General features: G+C 61.9%; 16 protein-coding genes. 14 read left to right on the top strand and 2 right to left on the bottom strand.

What is annotated here, in order from left to right; all coding sequences use genetic code 11:
- Positions 1-11 precede the first annotated feature (11 nt).
- On the bottom strand, positions 12-1,106 hold the full coding sequence (locus ACE3TY_RS18410) for a TRAP transporter substrate-binding protein (protein WP_374655684.1): 1,095 nt from the start codon (positions 1,104-1,106) through the stop codon (positions 12-14).
- Between the two features lie 284 nt (positions 1,107-1,390).
- On the opposite strand from ACE3TY_RS18410, the gene aguB reads away from it, so the two are divergent.
- The 6 genes from aguB (at position 1,391) to ACE3TY_RS18380 (ending at position 8,087) form a co-directional block, all read left to right on the top strand.
- The gene (gene aguB / locus ACE3TY_RS18405; protein WP_374655682.1) at positions 1,391-2,266 is read left to right on the top strand and encodes an N-carbamoylputrescine amidase; all 876 of its coding nucleotides are present in this window, start codon (positions 1,391-1,393) and stop codon (positions 2,264-2,266) included.
- A 157-nt stretch (positions 2,267-2,423) separates the two neighbouring features.
- Entirely contained in the window at positions 2,424-3,638 is a 1,215-nt protein-coding gene (locus tag ACE3TY_RS18400) for an extracellular solute-binding protein (protein WP_374655680.1), read from the top strand.
- A gap of 291 nt (positions 3,639-3,929) precedes the next feature.
- Positions 3,930-5,039, top strand: a complete 1,110-nt coding sequence (locus tag ACE3TY_RS18395; protein WP_374655678.1) for a polyamine ABC transporter substrate-binding protein — start codon at positions 3,930-3,932, stop codon at positions 5,037-5,039.
- 105 nt (positions 5,040-5,144) lie between these two features.
- Positions 5,145-6,293, top strand: coding sequence for an ABC transporter ATP-binding protein (locus tag ACE3TY_RS18390; RefSeq protein WP_374655676.1), 1,149 nt, complete (start codon positions 5,145-5,147; stop codon positions 6,291-6,293).
- Positions 6,294-6,300: 7 nt separating this feature from the next.
- Positions 6,301-7,248: an ABC transporter permease subunit gene (locus ACE3TY_RS18385; RefSeq protein WP_374655674.1), complete on the top strand. Its 948-nt coding sequence runs from the start codon at positions 6,301-6,303 to the stop codon at positions 7,246-7,248.
- On the top strand, positions 7,245-8,087 hold the full coding sequence (locus ACE3TY_RS18380; protein ID WP_374655672.1) for an ABC transporter permease subunit: 843 nt from the start codon (positions 7,245-7,247) through the stop codon (positions 8,085-8,087). The genes ACE3TY_RS18385 and ACE3TY_RS18380 overlap by 4 nt, the downstream gene beginning before the upstream one ends.
- A gap of 61 nt (positions 8,088-8,148) precedes the next feature.
- Here ACE3TY_RS18380 and ACE3TY_RS18375 read toward each other — a convergent pair whose 3' ends face one another.
- Entirely contained in the window at positions 8,149-10,215 is a 2,067-nt protein-coding gene (locus ACE3TY_RS18375; RefSeq protein ID WP_374655670.1) for a putative bifunctional diguanylate cyclase/phosphodiesterase, read from the bottom strand.
- A gap of 264 nt (positions 10,216-10,479) precedes the next feature.
- On the opposite strand from ACE3TY_RS18375, the gene ACE3TY_RS18370 reads away from it, so the two are divergent.
- The 8 genes from ACE3TY_RS18370 to ACE3TY_RS18335 are packed head-to-tail and all read left to right on the top strand — an operon-like array spanning position 10,480 to position 17,324.
- A complete protein-coding gene (locus tag ACE3TY_RS18370) occupies positions 10,480-11,811 on the top strand; it encodes an MATE family efflux transporter (protein ID WP_374655669.1) in 1,332 nt (443 codons plus the stop codon).
- Positions 11,812-11,853: 42 nt separating this feature from the next.
- Positions 11,854-12,339 (top strand): YajQ family cyclic di-GMP-binding protein, encoded by a 486-nt coding sequence (locus ACE3TY_RS18365; protein WP_374655668.1) that lies wholly within the window; start codon positions 11,854-11,856, stop codon positions 12,337-12,339.
- 8 nt (positions 12,340-12,347) lie between these two features.
- On the top strand, positions 12,348-12,809 hold the full coding sequence (locus ACE3TY_RS18360) for a GNAT family N-acetyltransferase (protein WP_374655667.1): 462 nt from the start codon (positions 12,348-12,350) through the stop codon (positions 12,807-12,809).
- A 13-nt stretch (positions 12,810-12,822) separates the two neighbouring features.
- Positions 12,823-13,170 carry a hypothetical protein gene (locus ACE3TY_RS18355; RefSeq protein WP_374655665.1) on the top strand — a complete coding sequence of 116 codons (348 nt, stop codon included), beginning with the start codon at positions 12,823-12,825 and terminating at the stop codon, positions 13,168-13,170.
- 2 nt (positions 13,171-13,172) lie between these two features.
- Positions 13,173-14,267 (top strand): ABC transporter ATP-binding protein, encoded by a 1,095-nt coding sequence (locus ACE3TY_RS18350; protein WP_374655663.1) that lies wholly within the window; start codon positions 13,173-13,175, stop codon positions 14,265-14,267.
- On the top strand, positions 14,264-15,100 hold the full coding sequence (locus tag ACE3TY_RS18345) for an ABC transporter permease subunit (protein WP_374655661.1): 837 nt from the start codon (positions 14,264-14,266) through the stop codon (positions 15,098-15,100). Before ACE3TY_RS18350 ends, ACE3TY_RS18345 begins: the two co-directional genes overlap by 4 nt.
- 8 nt (positions 15,101-15,108) lie before the next feature.
- Positions 15,109-15,915: an ABC transporter permease subunit gene (locus ACE3TY_RS18340; protein WP_374655659.1), complete on the top strand. Its 807-nt coding sequence runs from the start codon at positions 15,109-15,111 to the stop codon at positions 15,913-15,915.
- The gene (locus tag ACE3TY_RS18335; protein ID WP_374655657.1) at positions 15,912-17,324 is read left to right on the top strand and encodes an amidase; all 1,413 of its coding nucleotides are present in this window, start codon (positions 15,912-15,914) and stop codon (positions 17,322-17,324) included. Before ACE3TY_RS18340 ends, ACE3TY_RS18335 begins: the two co-directional genes overlap by 4 nt.
- Positions 17,325-17,328 lie beyond the last annotated feature (4 nt).

Genomic DNA, 17,328 nt, shown 5'->3' with positions numbered 1-17,328 from the left:
CAGCGCGGAGCTTAGAGCTGTTTCTTGCGCTGCTGGTTCATCATGAAGGTGTCGAACGTATGCTCCGACACCTGGAACCACAGATACTCATCGGCGCGCATGGCCGACATGGCATCGTACATCTTCTTGAATGCCGCGTTGCCGGCACTGATTTCCTCATAGGCAGCCTTGGCGGAATTGAAACAGGCTTCCATGACATCCTGCGGATAGGGCTTCAACTTCGCGCCGCCGGCGACCAGTTTCTTCAGTGCCGTCGGGTTGAGGAAATCGTACTTGGCCTGCGTGTCGGCCGTGGTCGCCTGCGCCGCCGCCTTGACGATCGACTGATAGCTCTTGGGCAGGGCGTTCCACTTCTCATTGTTGACCATGATGTGGAGATAGGCGCCGCCTTCCCACCAGCCGGGGTAATAATAGAACGGCGCCACCTTGTAGAAGCCGAGCTTCTCGTCGTCATAGGGGCCGACCCATTCGGCGGCATCGATCGTGCCCTTTTCCAGGGCCGGATAGATTTCGCCGCCGGCGATCTGCTGCGGCACCACGCCGACACCCGACATCACCTTGCCGGCGAACCCGGCAATACGCATCTTGACGCCCTTGAGATCCTCGGCCGATTTAATCTCCTTGCGGAACCAGCCGCCCATCTGGGCGCCGGTATTGCCGCAGGGCAAACCATAGAGATTGTGGGTGGCGTAGAACTCGTTCATCAGGTCGATGCCGCCGCCATGATACATCCAGGCATTCTGCATGCGGCTGTTGAGCCCGAACGGCACCGCCGTCCCGAAGGCGAAGGCCGGATCCTTGCCCCAGTAGTAATAGCTGCAGGTATGGCAGATTTCGACGGAGCCCTTCGACACTTCGTTGGCAGCTTCGAGGCCGGGCGCAAGTTCGCCGGCCGGGAAAACCTGGATCTTGAACTTGCCGTCGGTCGCTTCCGATACGTAGTTGGCGAAGGTCTCGGCAGCGCCATAGATGGTGTCGAGGCTCTTGGGGAAGCTTGAGGTCAGGCGCCAGTTCAGTTCCGGGCTGCTCTGGGCGATGGCCGGAGCGGCCACGGCACTGGCGGCGACGCCAATACCGGCGCCCTTCAAGAAATTGCGACGAAGCATTAGGGGGTTCCTCCCAATTTGAGGTTCATTTCCGGGACCCTTTTGTCCGGGCCGCCGGTTCGATGCTACCGGGCGCCAGCCGCGTTGCCGCAGTCCTAAGGCCGGTTCAGGGACAAGCCGAGACACCATGGCCGCTCAGCGCGCCGCCCGCGACACAATGTGACGATTCCGGAACAGCGCGCAAGTCCTCCTAAAGGAGGGGCCGTACGCCAGGAAAGGCTTGATCGGTGGCCAGCAACGGCTATGAATCGAGCCAGATTGACCAGATCGATGGGGATGCTTGAATGGCTACGGTGACTGTCGCGGCAACACAATTCGCCTGCTCGCCGGATCCTGCCGAAAATGTCGATCGCGCCGAGGCCCTGGTGCGTCAGGCGGCGCGGCGCGGCGCGCAGATCGTCCAGCTGCAGGAACTGTTCGAAACGCCCTATTTCTGCAAGGACCAGATGGCCGAACTCTTCGACCTGGCACAGCCGGCCGACGATCACCCCACCCTGGCGCGCATGCAGGAACTGGCGCGCGAGCTCGAAGTGGTGCTTCCGGTTTCGTTTTTCGAGGCGGCCAACAACGCCTATTACAATTCCTTGGCCATCATCGACGCCGACGGCGAGATGTTGGGACTTTATCGCAAATCTCACATTCCCGATGGCACCGGCTACCAGGAGAAATTCTATTTCAATCCCGGCGACACCGGCTTCAAGGTGTGGGATACGGCCTATGCGCGGATCGGCTGCGGTATTTGCTGGGACCAGTGGTTCCCGGAATGCGCCCGCGCCATGGCGCTGATGGGGGCGGAGATTTTATTCTACCCGACCGCCATCGGCAGCGAGCCCAACGATCCGGATTTCAGCAGCGCCGATCATTGGCAGCGTGCGATGCAGGGACATGCGGCAGCCAACATGATTCCCGTGGTTGCCTCGAACCGCATCGGCCGCGAGGATGGGGCGACCTGCTCCCTCACCTTCTATGGCCGCTCCTTCATCGCCGGGGCGCGCGGCGAGATCATTGCATCAGCCGGGGATGAGGAAGCCATTCTGACGGCCGACTTCGATTTCCAGGCTCTGCGCCGTCAGCGCGCCGGCTGGGGGTTGTTCCGGGACCGCCGGCCGGATCTCTACACCGTGTTGATGACCCTGGACGGCCAGAACTGGAGCGAGTGATTCGGCCGCATCCCCGTGCTTACGGGCATTTGTTGACAAAACCACCCTTTTAGGTGCGACAATGCCTCATTCCACGCGTTAACGATTAGATTAACAGATTGATTCCGGGCCGCGTGCCCTCATCGCCAAACCAAACATCAACAGCACTCAGGAGGCCATGGTGCAAAAGTCGAGATTGATTGGGATTGCCTTTATTTCCGCGCTGCTGCTCGCGGGCTGCGGCGAGGAGAAGAAAGAAGCCGAAACCCAGCAGCAATCTTCCGCCGCCAGCACCGCAACCTCGGAAGCCGCGAGTGCCGCGACCTCCGAAGCCGCCAGCACCGCGACCTCGGAAGCGGCGGCAGGCTCCGGCGGCAAGCTCAACGTCTACAACTGGTCGGATTACATCGCCGAAGACACGGTCGCCAATTTCGAGAAGGAAACCGGCGTCACCGTCCAGTACGATGTCTACGATTCGAACGAGATGCTCGAAGCCAAGCTGATGGCTGGCGGCACCGGATATGACCTCGTCCATCCTTCGGCTGCCTTCCTTGCCCGCCAGATCGTAGCCGGCATCTATCAGCCGATCGATCCGGCCAAAATTCCGAACTACAAGAATCTGGATCCGAAGATCATGGAAGTGCTGGCTGCCTTCGATCCAGGCAACAAATACGCGGTGCCATGGTTCTGGGGCACGACCGGCATCGGCTACAATGTCGCCGAGATCAACAAGCGCATGCCGGATGCGCCAGTCAACAGCCTCGACATCCTCTTCAAGCCGGAACTGGCGCAGAAATTCGCCGATTGCGGCATCTCGATGCTCGATGCGCCGTCGGAAGTGCTGCAGATCGCGCTCAAATATCTGGGCAAGGATCCCTATACCGCCAGTGCCGATGATTACGCCGCCGCGGAAAAGCTGCTGCTGGGTGTGCGCCCTTACGTGAAATACTTCCACAGCTCCAGCTATATCAACGACATCGCCAGCGGCAGCATCTGCCTGGCGCTTGGCTGGTCGGGCGATTTCAGCCTGGCCGGCGCCCGCGCCGAGGAAGCGAAGAACGGCATTGAGATCGGCTACGCCATCCCGAAGGAAGGCACGTTGATCTGGATGGATACGATCGCCATGCCGACCGATGCGGTGAACATCGATCAGGCCTATCAGTGGATCAACTACAACCTTGAGGCCAAGGTGGCCGCGGCGAATGCCAACTATGTTGCCTATGGCAGCCCGGTTGCAGCCGCCATGCCGATGATCGACAAGGCGCTGATCGACGATCCGAACATCTATCCGACGCCGGATGTGCAGGCCCGCTTGTTCCCGGACAAGGTGGCGACGCCGGAAGTGGAGCGCCTGCGCACCCGTACCTGGACGAAGATCAAGACCGGCCAGTAATCAGTTGACGGTTCGCGCCAGGAGCCGGCGCTAACCATATTCTCGGACTTGACCCCGCGGTTAACGCCGCGGGGTCTTTTGTTGCGCGTGCGGCGGATTGAATCATGATCCTGACGCTTTGCGCATCGTCGATATGCCCGCCGAGGGTTGACAGCCCATGCGTCGGCGGGGTCAGATATGAGAAATAATTAAGAATGCATAAACAGGGATACCGTACGCGAGATGCAATGACTGACGCAATGTCAGCGGTCGTGTCGGTTGTGGCGTGGCAACTAGGGAGATTGAGTCGTGATGAAAAAGCCGATCACTGGCAGCGCACTTTTCGGCGCTGCAATTCTGTTGACTGCTTCCTTGAGCGCCGTCCAGGCCGAAGAGCCCAAAGAACTGAACGTCTACAATTGGTCGGACTATATCGGCGAAACAACCATTGCCGATTTCGAGAAGGAAACCGGAATCAAGGTGCAATACGACACCTATACCGGCAACGAAGATCTTGAAGCCAAGCTGGTGACAGGCGGCACAGGTTACGACATCGTCTTCCCTTCCTCCTCCTTCTTCGCTCGCCAGATCCAGATCGGGCTTTATCAGAAGCTCGACAAGGGCAAGCTGCCCAATTTGAAGAACATGGATCCCAAGATCATGGAAATCCTGTCGCAGGAAGCCGATCCGGGCAACGATCATGCGATACCCTATATGTGGGGCACGAACGGCTTCTCCTACAATGTCGACAAGGTGAAGGAGCGGATGCCCGATGCGCCGCTTGAAAGCCTGGCGATGATCTTCGATCCCGACGTGATCGCGAAGTTCGAAGATTGCGGCGTCACCTTCCTCGATTCGCCGGAAGATGTCTTTCCACTGGCGCTGGCCTATCTCGGCAAGGATCCTACTTCGCAGAAGGAAGAAGATATCGTCGCCGCGGCCGATCTGGTGATGAAGGTCCGGCCTTTCATCAAGAATTTCGACTCGCAGCAATATCTGAACTCTCTGCCCAACGGCGAATATTGCATTTCGATGAGCTGGTCAGGCGATTATGCAACCGCCTCGACCCGGGCCGCCGAGGCGGGTCTCAACGTCAACCTCGCCTACACCATCCCGAAGGAAGGCACCAACATCTGGTTTGACGGCATGCTCATTCCGGCCGATGCGCCGCATCCGGAGAATGCACATCTTTTCCTGGACTATATGATGCGCCCTGAGGTCATCGCGGCGGCGACGAACTACACCTACTACGCCAACGCCAATGTGCCGGCGAAGGAGTTCGTCGAAAAGGAAGTCCTTGAAGACCCGGCAATCTACCCGACCGAAGAGGTGCTGAAGCGCGGCTTCCCCTCCGTGGTCAGGTCGCAGGAACTCAACCGTGTCATCACCCGAGAATGGACGCGGGTGAAGACGGGGCAATAAAGGCAGGGTGGCGCAGCCAGTGGGAGGCGCCGCCTTTTTCTATTCTTCGGCCTTGGCGCGGGACGCCGAACCGAGGCATTCAGGTCAGCACTAACAGGAAGCATCATGGCGGCTGAACGAGCTAAAGCTGAAACGACCACCCAGATCTGGAACGATCCGAACGCCACGCCCTATATCCGCATCGAGCATGTGACCAAGAAGTTTGGCGACTTCGTCGCCGTCAACGACGTCTCGCTCAACATTTATCGCGGCGAGCTTTTCGCCCTGCTGGGTGGGTCGGGCTGCGGCAAGACGACCTTGCTGCGCATGCTGGCTGGCTTCGAACAGCCAACCTCCGGCAAGATCTACATCGACGGCGTCGACATGGCGGATATCCCGCCCTACGAACGCCCCACCAACATGATGTTCCAATCCTATGCCTTGTTTCCGCATATGAGCGTCGAACAGAACATCGCCTTCGGCCTCAAGCAGGATAAGGTGCCGGCCGACCAGATCAAAACCCGCGTCGGTGCCATTCTCGACATGGTGCAGATGCGCCAGTTCGCTCATCGGAAGCCGCATCAGCTCTCTGGCGGCCAGCGCCAGCGCGTGGCCCTGGCCCGCTCGCTGGTGAAGGAACCGAAACTGCTGCTGCTCGACGAACCGCTTGGCGCCCTCGACAAAAAGCTGCGCGAAGCCACCCAGTTCGAAATCATGAACATTCAGGACCGACTCGGCATCACCTTCATCGTCGTCACCCACGACCAGGAAGAAGCGATGACGCTGTCGACGCGAATCGGGGTCATGAACAGCGGGCAGATCGTCCAGGTCGGCACGCCAAAGGAAATCTACGAATACCCCAACACGAAATTCGTGGCCGATTTCATCGGCTCCGTGAATCTGTTCGAAGGCAACATCATCGAGGACGAGCCGGACCATGTCCTGATCGGCTCGACCGAGGGCGGCACGCAGATCTATATCGACCACGGCATTTCGGCGGCTCCCGGTGCCAAGGTCTGGGTCGCCATCCGGCCCGAGAAGATGGATCTTTCCAAATTACCGCCGCCCGGCAATGCTTTCAATTCCGCCTCGGGCATCGTCAAGGGGATCGCCTATATGGGCAATCTCTCGATCTATCTGATAAAGCTCGACAGCGGCAAGGAAGTGAAAGTGACGATGTCGAACCAGCGCCGGGCCGCCGAGCACATCGTCGATTGGGATGACAAGGTCTTCGTTACCTGGCACGCGAACAGCCCCGTGGCATTGCTGAGCTGAGGGCAATATGGCGACTGACATTCCCTATCAGACCTCGTTGCCCTTCGGCACTCAGGTCCATCGATTTCTGACGGCCATCGGCATCAGGCAGCGCACGGCGGTCATCCTGGTGCCGTATCTCTGGCTGACGATCTTCTTTCTCGTGCCTTGCCTGATCATTCTCAAGATCAGCTTCGCCCAGACCTTGATCGCCCAGCCTCCTTACACGCCGATGTTCGGGCCGGACAGCGTGCCTCACGGCCAGCTGTTCGACAATTTCAAACGCCTTGGCGACGATCTGCTCTATCTCATCGCCTATGGCAACTCGCTGACCTTGGCGGCGATTTCGACAATTCTGTGCCTTCTCATCGGCTATCCCATGGCCTACGGCATCGCCCGCTGCGCGCCGTCGACGCGGTCGTTGCTGCTCCTTGCCATCATCCTGCCCTTCTGGACCTCGTTCCTCATCCGCGTTTATGCCTGGATGAGCATTCTGGGACGGGAAGGCGTACTCAACGATGCGCTCCTGGCGCTCGGCATCATCAACGAACCGCTGCAGATTCTCTACACGCCGACGGCGATGTATGTCGGTATCGTCTACACCTACCTGCCGTTCATGATCCTGCCGCTCTATTCCAATCTCGAAAAGATGGATTTGTCGCTCCTGGAAGCGGCGGCCGACCTGGGCTGCCGGCCGTTCAAGGCCTTCTGCGTCATCACCATTCCGCTGTCGCTGCCGGGCATCATCGCCGGCTCGCTTCTGGTCTTCATCCCGGCCGTCGGCGAATATGTCATTCCGGAATTGCTCGGCGGCCCCGACGCGCTGATGATCGGGCGGGTCGTCTATAATGAGTTCGCGCAGAATCGCGACTGGCCGATGGCCTCGGCGGTGGCGGTGGCCATCCTGATGGCACTCGTCATACCGATCATGTTCTTTCAGTACTACCAGAACAAGGCCCAGGAGGCGCCGAAATGACCAATCGGCTTTCCTGGTTCGTCATCGCCGTCATGATCTTCGGCTTTCTGTTTCTCTATGGGCCGATGGTGGTGCTGGTCACCTACTCCTTCAACGCCAACAAGCTGATGACTTTGTGGGGAGGCTTCTCGCCGCGCTGGTATCCGGTGCTGCTGTCGGATTCCGCCGTGCTGACGGCTGCCAAGAACAGCTTCATCATCGCCGCCGTCAGTGCCACTTTCGCGACCGTGCTCGGCACCATGGCTGGCTATGTCCTGGCACGCTATCGCAAATTCCACGGCCGCACGGCCTTCAGCGGCATGGTCACGGCCCCGCTCGTCATGCCGGAAGTCATCACCGGCCTTTCCTTGCTGCTGCTCTTCAAGGAGATGGGCTATTGGTTCGGCTGGCCCAAGAGCATGGGCTTTTCCACCGTCATCCTGGCCCATATCACTTTCTCGATGTCCTATGTGACGGTTGTGATGCAGTCGCGCTTCTCGGTGTTCGACATGTCGCTCGAGGAAGCGGCGCTTGATCTTGGGGCAAAGCCGCTCAAGACCTTCCTGGTCATCACGCTGCCGATCGTGGCACCGGCCGTCATTTCCGGCTGGCTGCTTGCCTTCACCATCTCGCTCGATGATCTGGTGATCACGATCTACAACAACGGGCCGGGCTCGGGCACGCTGCCGCAGTTGATCTTCTCGAAGGTGCGTCGCGGCGTGGATCCCACGATCAACGCGCTGGCGACGATCATCATCACGGTGGTGGCAACCGGCGTCATCACCTCGCATGTCCTGATGACGCGGAGCGACAAGCGGCGCCAGAGGGATATCCAGGCGGCGCTGCAATCCAACAAATAGTGCGGCCGAAAAGTAACGTTGCGGGCGCCGCGTTCAAAGCGCGGCGCCCGTCCTTCCCGGTTCAGCGCGCAACGCGCTTTGCCCCCATATCCTCGCTGCGCATCAGTTCCAGACAGGCATCGACGCTGAGCGGCTTGCCATAGCGCCAGCCCTGGCCGAACTCGCAGCCGCGCTCCTTGAGCAGGCGTTCCTCTTCCTCATGCTCGATTCCCTCGGCAACGACCTTGAGGCCGAACAGCTTCGCCAGTTGAAGAATGGCTTCGACCATCTTGACGCCGCTGGCATCCGTGGTCATTGCCGTCACGAAAGAGCGGTCGACTTTCAGCGTATCGACCGGCAGCCGCCGCAGAAGGCTAAGGCTGGAATAGCCGGTGCCGAAATCGTCGAGCGACAGGCCGACGCCGATTTCCTTCAACCTCTTCAACAGCTTCATGGTGAGTTCGAAGTCGCGCATCACGGCGCTTTCCGTGATTTCCAGCTTGAGATGCTGTGCGGGAAGGCCGCCCTGGCGCAGCGCCTGGCGGACGATCTCCGGCAAGGCCGGACCGTCGAGCTGGCGCGAAGAGACATTGACACTGATGAAGAGGTCCGGGATCAAGCCTTGTTCGATCCAGGCGCGGCCCTGCCGGCAGGCCTCCTGTACCACCCAGGTTCCGATCGGGACGATAAGGCCGGTTTCCTCGGCGATCGGGATGAAATCCATCGGCGAAATCATGCCGCGCTGCGCATGCTGCCAACGCACCAGCGCCTCGAACCCGGCAAGCCGCCCGGAATTGAGGTCGATGATCGGCTGATAGAGCAAAAGTAGCTCTTCACGTTTCAGAGCCAGATGCAGTTCCGCCTCGATACGCAGGCGGTCGCGGGCGCGACGCTGCATATCGGGATCGAATACGACTTCCTGACCGCCACCCTCGGCCCGCGCCTTGTTGAGTGCCGCGGTGGCATCGCGGATGAGGTCTTCGGCGCTTTGGTGGTGCGCCTGCGCCTGCGCCATGCCGATGGAAAGGCTGAGGAGAACGCTTTCATCGCCCAGCGTGATCGGCTCTTCCGCCGCGGCGCGGACACGATGCGCGACGCGGACCAGGTCCGTATCGTCCCGCATGACGTCGAGCAGAATGCACATCGTATTCTCGCCCATGATGGTGAGCGTATCGGTGGTCCGCAGGGTTCCCACCAGACGCTGGGCGACAACCTTCTGAACCGCGTCGCAGAAGACCTGGCCATAGGCCTCGCGCATCGTCTCGTAGCGGTCGATCTGAAGCAGGATGATGCCGAAATTGGCCGATGCCTTGCGCCGGTTCTTGACGATGGTCTGGTTGAGGCGGTCGTAGAGGACGATCCGGTTCGGCAGGCCGGTCATCGCATCGGTCAGTTTGCGTTCGCTGATATCGGTCAACGAGCCGGCGATACGGAAAGCCTTGCCGGTGGCGTTGCGCTGCCCCGTCCCCCGCACCAGGAACCAGCGATAGGTCTGGTTCTTGTGGAGCATGCGGCACTCCATCTGCAAGGATAGGGTAATGCCCTCCAGATGATTGCGCAGTTCGACCTGGAACTGGTCGACATCGTCCGGGTGGATGATCGCCAGCCAATCGTCAAGCCGCTTGAAACCGTCCTCACCCGAACGGCCGAGCAGATCGAAGCAGCGCGTCGACATGAAAAGCGCATCGTTGTCGAGGGTCAGATCCCAGATCCCATCGCTTGATCCGGCAACGGCCAGGGCAAAGCGTTCCCGCTCCAGCCGGGTCGCGGCGATGGCGCGCACGCGCGACAATTGGCTGCGGATTCGGGCCAGCAGTTCCGTGCCGTGGATCGGCAGAGTGAGGAAATCGTCGCCGCCGCTGGCCAGGCAATGCTCGACCAAGGCCTCCGCACCGTTCTCGATCAGAAGAACGACCGGCAACTGGTCGCTATCGTGCTGCTGGCGCAAGGCGCGGATGAAATCGCCATCTGCCATGCTGCGTACGCGCAAGAGCAGTAGATCGGCCGGAATGTCGCCGCTTTTGTCGGCGCCTAGCTCTTCGCGGGTCGCAGTGAAATCGACATCGTATCGGCCTGCGCCGAGAGCAGCCTCAACGGCCGCGCGCTCGGCGTCGTCATCAACGAGACAGAGAATGTGGCCGTCAAGCATCGTGCCAACCAATCTCGCTCGGGCCGATCCATACCGGCCCCGCACCTGAGAGCGCTGAACCCAGTCATATCCTGCCATGACCACATTCAATCGCGAAAATAGTCTTCGTTAACTAGATTGAATTGTTTAAAGATATCTTACCAGCCGCTTAGTGCCCTGAAATAGCGGGAAAAACTGGCGCAATCCCGCGGTTTTCGGCGACCGGGCAGCTTGCCAGCCCGGACGGCACCCGCCTATATTGCGCCGCCCATCCCAGTACAGGCCATGACCGAGACAGCTCTTCAGACACCCCGGGTCACCCACGGCCGCATCCTCGCCGTGGCGATTCCAGCCATTTTGGCCAATTTCTCCGCAGTGTTGCCTAACCTGGTCGATACGGCGCTGATCGGCCAGACTGGAGATGCCGTGGCACTGGGCGGCATCTCCGTCGGCGCCTCGCTCTCCACTTTCGTGCTGTGGGCCTTTGCTTTTTTGCGACTGGGGACAGCCGGTTTCACCGCCCAGGCCTATGGGGCCGAGGACGGCGATGAAATCAAGGCGACGCTCAACCGAGCCCTGGCCCTGGCCTGGATTTTCGGCTTCATCATCTTGTTGCTCATGGTGCCGCTGGCCTTCGTCGCCGTGCCCCTTTTCGATTCGAGCGAGGCGGTGGCCGATCTGGCGGCGCGTTATTTCCATTATCGCCTGTTCAGCGCTCCCTTCGACTTCACCAATTACGTGATTTTCGGCTGGCTGGTCGGGTTGCAGCGCATGGGCCGGGCGCTCGGCCTGCAGATTCTGCTCAACGGCCTCAACGTCCTCCTGTGCTATCTCTTCGTCTTCCAGTTGCACCTGGGCGTCGATGGCGCCGCGATGGCGACGGCACTGGCGCAAACCTTCACCGCCATCGTCGGGCTGGTTGTCGCAAGGCATCTGCTGCGCATTGTGCCGCTGAGCGACGAAGCCGGTTCGCTCATCGACCTCGACAAGCTCTTCGTCCTGGTGTCGGTCAATTTCGATATCTTCCTGCGCACGCTCGCCATCATGTTCGTGATGGTCTATTTCGTCGGGCTCGGCGCCCGCATGGGCGATGCGACACTGGCAGCCAATCAGGTCCTCTTCACGCTGCTCGCGACGATCGCGCAGAGCCTGGACGGATTCGCGCAATCGGCCGAGACGCTGGTCGGCCAGGCGGTCGGGGCCCGTGACCGCGGCCAGCTGCGGGCCGCAATCGGGGGTTCCCTGCTCTGGGCGTTGCTCCTGGCCCTCGGCCTCTCGGTTCTTCTGCAGCAGTTCGGCGCCGGCATCGTCGGCCTCTTCACCAACGACCCCGCCGTGATCGCGCACGCCCTACCCTATCTGCCATGGCTGATCGCCACGCCGCTCGTGGCTTTGTGGTGCTACGTCCTGGATGGCGTGTTCATAGGCGCCACGCGCGGGCGCGAGATGCGCAACGGCATGGTTATCGCGGCATTCGGCGCCATCGTGGCACAGTTTTTCGCCATACCGCTGTTCGGCAATCACGGCCTATGGGGGTCGCTGATGCTGTTCTTCGTTTTGCGCGCGCTTACCCTCTACCTGTGGTATCCCCGCATCCCGCGGGCGCTGGCGCATTGAGTATGCCTGTGGCAGATTCCGGGCAGATTTTGGGAGGTTCCGATGCCGTCGTTCGATATCGTTTCGAAGACCGAACTAGCCGAAGTGGAGAATGCCGTGCAGGGCGTCGTGCGCGAAGTTTCGACCCGCTTCGACTTCAAGGGTTCGCACTGCACCATCGAGCGCAAGGAAGCCGTCATCACCATCAATGCCGATGACGACCTGAAGCTGAAGCAGATGCAGGAACTGCTGCGCGTCCACATCACACGCCGCAAGCTCGACCCTGGCTGCCTCGAATTCAAGGACGAGCAGAAAGCCACCGGCAATTCGCGGCGGCAGGAAGTCGTCGTCAAGCAAGGCATCGAACAGACCCTGGCCAAGAAGATCGTCAAGGATATCAAGGACAGCAAGCTCAAGGTCCAGGTCTCGATCCAGGGCGACGAGCTGCGCGTCAGCGGCAAGAAACGCGACGATCTGCAGGACGCCATCGCTTTCGTTAAAGGCCTCAAGATCGAGCAGCCGCTGCAATTCACCAACTTCCGCGATTGAGGCCGCCCGTGCTGACACCCGTCATCCGCATCGAGAATCCGGACCAACCAGAGATCCGCGCATTGCTCACCGCCAGCGATGCCTATCATGCGGCGCTCTATCCTGCCGAGAGCAATCATCTGGTCGATATCTCCACGCTGCAGGGGGCCGAGACCAGCTTCTTCGTTGCCCGGGTCGATGGGAAGGCCCACGGCATCGGCGCCATCCTGCGCCAAGACGGCTATGCCGAAGTGAAGCGCATGTTCGTCGACCCGAAAGCGCGCGGCCTGAAGCTCGGCAGCCGCCTGCTCGCCGCCCTCGAAGCGGATGCGCGGGCGGTGGGTATCAGGTGCCTGCGCCTCGAAACGGGAAACAGACAGCCGGAAGCGGCAGCACTCTACCGCCGCGCCGGCTTCCGCGAGATCGGGCCCTTCGGCAGCTACCGGCCGGACCCCAATTCGCTGTTCATGGAAAAGAATCTGGCCGGGTAAAGGAAAGACGCAGATGCCGCCGAAGAAGAATCCCCTCAACCTCAACGCCCTCCAGTTGAAGACATTGACACTATTCCAGGCACTGTCCGGCCTCGAAGGCTATGCCGTGCCGGCCGAGGAAGCGGGCCATACGCTCATCCAGCGCCTGCCCCATGCCCATGGCGATCATTTCCATCTGGGCCCCTGGGTTCTTTCCGCGAGTGATGCGACCGGCCTTGGCAACGAAGCCGCCTGGCGCGCATTGGAGCGCAAGGGGCTCATCCAGTCGATGTTCCCGCGGGCATGCATCCTGACCCCGGCCGGCCATGCCTATGACACCGGCATGCGCCAGGCGATGCTGCACGAAGCACATCACCACTGAGCATGTCGGCGGCAAGCCACCTCGACCTCCGAGACCTCACCGCGGGCGCCGGTACGGCACTCCTCGACGGCTTCTCGGCCAGCATCGAGCGCGGCACCTTCTACGCCCTGGTTTCGCCCGAACCGGCTGTCCTGCGCACGACAGTCGACCTCATCGCCGGCTTCGCGCGGCCCCGCCATGGCCGCATCCTGATCGACGGCAAGGATCTGGGCCTGCGTGCGCCAGGCGAGCGTGGCGTGATGAGCGTACGCCCGCACCTTGCCCTCTTCCCGCATTTCGATGCGCGCGCCAACATGGCCTTCCCGCTCGAACAGCGCGGCCACGACCGCAACGAGATCGCCAACCGGCTTGAGCGCCTGGCGGAGGAGTGCGGCATCGGGACCGCGCTGAAGGGCCTGCTGCCCTCCGCCCTCTCCGCCGAACAGCAGCTCCGCGTGGCACTCGCCCGCGCGATCGGCGGCGAGCCTGAAATCCTGCTGCTCGAGCGCCCACTGCAGATCCTGCCCAGCGCCGCACGGCGCGGCTTCCTGCCGGAGCTCAAACGGCTGCACCGCCAGTTCGGCCTCACCACCCTCCTCGCCACCGACGATCTTACCGAGGCGATGGCGCTGGCCGATGGCATCTCCGTCATCGTCGGCGGGCGCGAGATCCAGCGCGGCAAGGCGGACGAACTGTTCAGCCGCCCGGCCAGCGCCACCGTCGCGCGTCTCGCCGGCCCCTGCAATCTTTTGCCAGTCACGATCGACATGCAGGAGACCAGGACAATCCTGCGCTCGCCCCTGCTGCAATCCGGCGGCGGCGAACTCGGCCGCGAGCGCTGCCACCCGCAGCTTATCGACGGCCCGGCTTTGCTGCTGGTCCGCCCCGAGGTGGTGCGGCCTTTCCTCGGTATTCGTCGCTTCGATATGCTGGCCGATGGCACCATCGCCGACGTCATGCCGCACGGCACCAGTGCACAGATCCGCGTTGCCATCGATGGCTTCGCGCCCGGCATCACGGCGGAAATTCCGCTGCCCTCGCCCTTTCCGCTGGAGAGCGGGCGGCGCGTGACGCTGGGCTGGAACCGCGCGGACTCATATCTGCTGCCGGCCGAATGACCGGGCCCTTCGCCGATACGATCACCTTGCGCGGGCCGCTCGCCGGCATCGCCTGGACTGCCTTGTCCCTCCAGGTTGCGATCTTTGCAGCGCCCCTGCTGCTGGTTCTCTGGCTCAGCCTTATGGCAGAGGGTGCACAGCCGGCCGATCTGTCGCTGACCGCCTGGACCAGCCTCCTCGGCTCTCGCGAGGCACGCATCGCATTGTCGAATAGCCTGTCGCTCGCAGCCCTGACGGCGCTGCTGACAACGTTCTTGGCAATGCCGCTGGCTTATCTCGTCGCGATACGCGGGCGCTTTCTCGGCCGCCTCCTGCTTGGCTTCGTCATCCTCATGTGGTTTCTCGATCCAGGCATGCGCATCCTCGGCTGGATGCAGGCCTTCAAGGATCTGGCATTTCTGGAACTCCTGCCGGCCGCGCTGCTGGCCGGGTTTCCCGCCGAGCTCATCGCCAGCATCCACGCCTGGCTGCCTTTGTCGGCGCTGGCCCTCGCCGCCGGTTTTTCACGCATCTGTCCGGCGCTGCTGGATGCGGCGCGCGAATGCGGCGCGACCGGCTTCGGCCTGCTGCACCGTATCGTCTGGCCGCTCAGCCGCCGGACCGTCGCCCTGACCGTAACGCTCGTCTTCTGCGGTTCGATCGGCAGCTTTCTCGAGCCGCGCCTGCTCGGCACCGGCGAGTTCGAACAGGCCAGCGAATGGCTGCAGCGTGCCCTCGAAAGCGAGACCGGCTGGCCCTATGCCGCTTCGATGCTGCTGCTGATGCTGTTGCTGGCCTCCCTGCCGCTCGCCCTCGCGCTTTTCCTCATCCAGCGCCGGCGGCCCGCGCCATGATCCGCCGCGTGAGTCGAGTACCTTCCTGGATGTTGCAGTTCATCGGCTTGCTGCTGGTACTCTTTCTTCTGCTGCCGATCGGCGCCATCTTCGGGCTCGGTCTCTACTACACGCTTGGCATCTTTCTCGTGGCGGATGCCAGCCAGATGATGGCGGCCCTCGGAAAGGAATCCGGCATCGCGCCGGCACTCCTGCAGACGCCACTCATCGCCATCGCCGTCACGTTGCTTGCCAGCGCCTGGGGTCTCGCTCTTTCGCTGTTATGGCGGCATTGGATTGTCCGGCGGCATTATTTCCCTCTGATGGCTTCGGCGCTGCCCTTCCTCCTGCCGCGTTTCGGACTGGGCGCCCTTTTCCTGCTTGCCTGCCTCAAACTGGCGCAATGGGGCGGCAACGCTCTGGGCCTTGCTTTGGTGGCGGCAAGCCAGGCCGCAGTCGCCGCGCCCCTGATCGCCGCTATTTTGTGCCTCGGCTGGCGCCGGGTCGATCCTGCTTGGCGCGAGGCGGCGCTTGAAGCCGGCGCCGACGAAATGACCATCTTCCGCCGGCTCACCTTTCCGCTCCTGAAGCCCTTCATGGGCTTCGGCGCCATACTGGCAATGATCCTGTCGCTGGGCGATTTCTACCTTGGCAATGCCCTTTCCGGCGACACGCTCCTGCTTCCCGGTGCCATTCTCTCCGGGGTCGCCCAGAACGTCTCGCCGCTCTATCATGCCCTGGTTGCCGTGATGGTGCTGGTCGACGTGGTGCTGCTCGCTCTCGTCACCCGCAGCCTCAAGCGCCTCGCTCATCCACGGAATGGAATCTTGTCGTGACCGATCTCGATCTCTGCTTCACGCCCGCCACCGAACTTACCGCCCGCATCCGCGCCGGCAGCCTGTCGCCGATGACCCTGGTCAAGAATGCGCTCGACCGCATCGCCGAGGTCAACCCGACCTTGAACTGCTTCTGCTTCGTTTATGCGGACGAAGCCCTGGCACTCGCCGAACGGATGGAGGCCGAGGCCAAGGCCGGCCACTTCCGCGGGCCGCTCCATGGCGTCCCCTATGCGCTGAAGGATCTGACGCCCACCAGGGGCAAGCGCACCACGCTCGGTTCATACGCCTACGAGCATTGGGTGCCGGACCATGACGCGCCGATCGCGGAGGCCCTGGCCAATGCCGGCGGCATTCTCATCGGCAAGACGACGACGCCGGAATTCGCCTATTCGAGCTTCACCGAAAGTCCGCTCTGGGGCATCACGCGCAACCCGTGGAATACCGAACGCACCGCTGGCGGTTCGTCCGGCGGCTCGGGCGCGGCGGTCGCCAGCGGCTGCGTGCCCTTCGCGGAAGGTTCCGACATGGGTGGCTCGGTCCGCATCCCGGCAAGCTTCTGTGGCATTGTCGGCCTGAAGCCGAGCTTCGGCCGCATCCCTTTCACCATCCTGCCCAGCCAGTTCGACCAGCTCTCGCATTTCGGGCCGCTCGCACGCACCATCGGCGACGCCTGCCTGTTCATGCAGATCACGCAAGGGCCGGACGATCGCGACATTCAATCGCTCACGTCTCCACAAGATTTCATGGCGCCGCTATCGACCGATCTCAAGGGCCGTCGCCTGGCGCTTCTGCTCAAGGCCGGCAATCATGTCTGGAACGTGGAGGTCGAAGCCGCCGTGCGCCGCGCCGCCGACACCTATGCCAAGGCCGGTGCCATCATCGAGGAAGTCTCGATCTCCTGGGGCAAGGACGAGGACGATCTGTGGTCGCAGCATTGGGGCGTCTACCTCGCTACTTTCTTCGGTCATGTGCTGAAGGACTACCGCGCCAGGATGGATCCCAACGTCGTGCGGTTGATGGAGAACGGCCTCGCCATGAACGCGGTCGAATTCAAGAAGATCGAAATCGTGCGCACGCGCATGTGGGGCGAGATCCAGCCGATCCTTGCCCGCAACGAGGCAATCATTACCGGCACCATGTGCCAGCCGGCGGCCAAGGTCGGCCGCAACGATACCGAATATTGGCAGCTGGACGCGCAAGGCCGCTATCACGCCCTCGATTTCACCTCCGTCTGGAACTTCGTCAGCCCCTGCCCGGCCCTGTCGGTGCCGGCCGGCTTCACCAGCGACAAACTGCCCATCGGCCTGCAGATCATCGGTCGCCGCCATGACGACCGGGGCGTCCTCGGTCTGGGGGCGGCGCTGGAAAAACTGGCCCCCTGGTGGGACAAACGGCCGCCTCTCTGAGGCC

Source organism: Dongia sp., from assembly GCF_041918875.1.
GTDB lineage: Bacteria > Pseudomonadota > Alphaproteobacteria > Dongiales > Dongiaceae > Dongia.
Note: the sequence above shows the minus strand (reverse complement) of the source record. Positions and strands in the feature narration are given on the sequence as shown.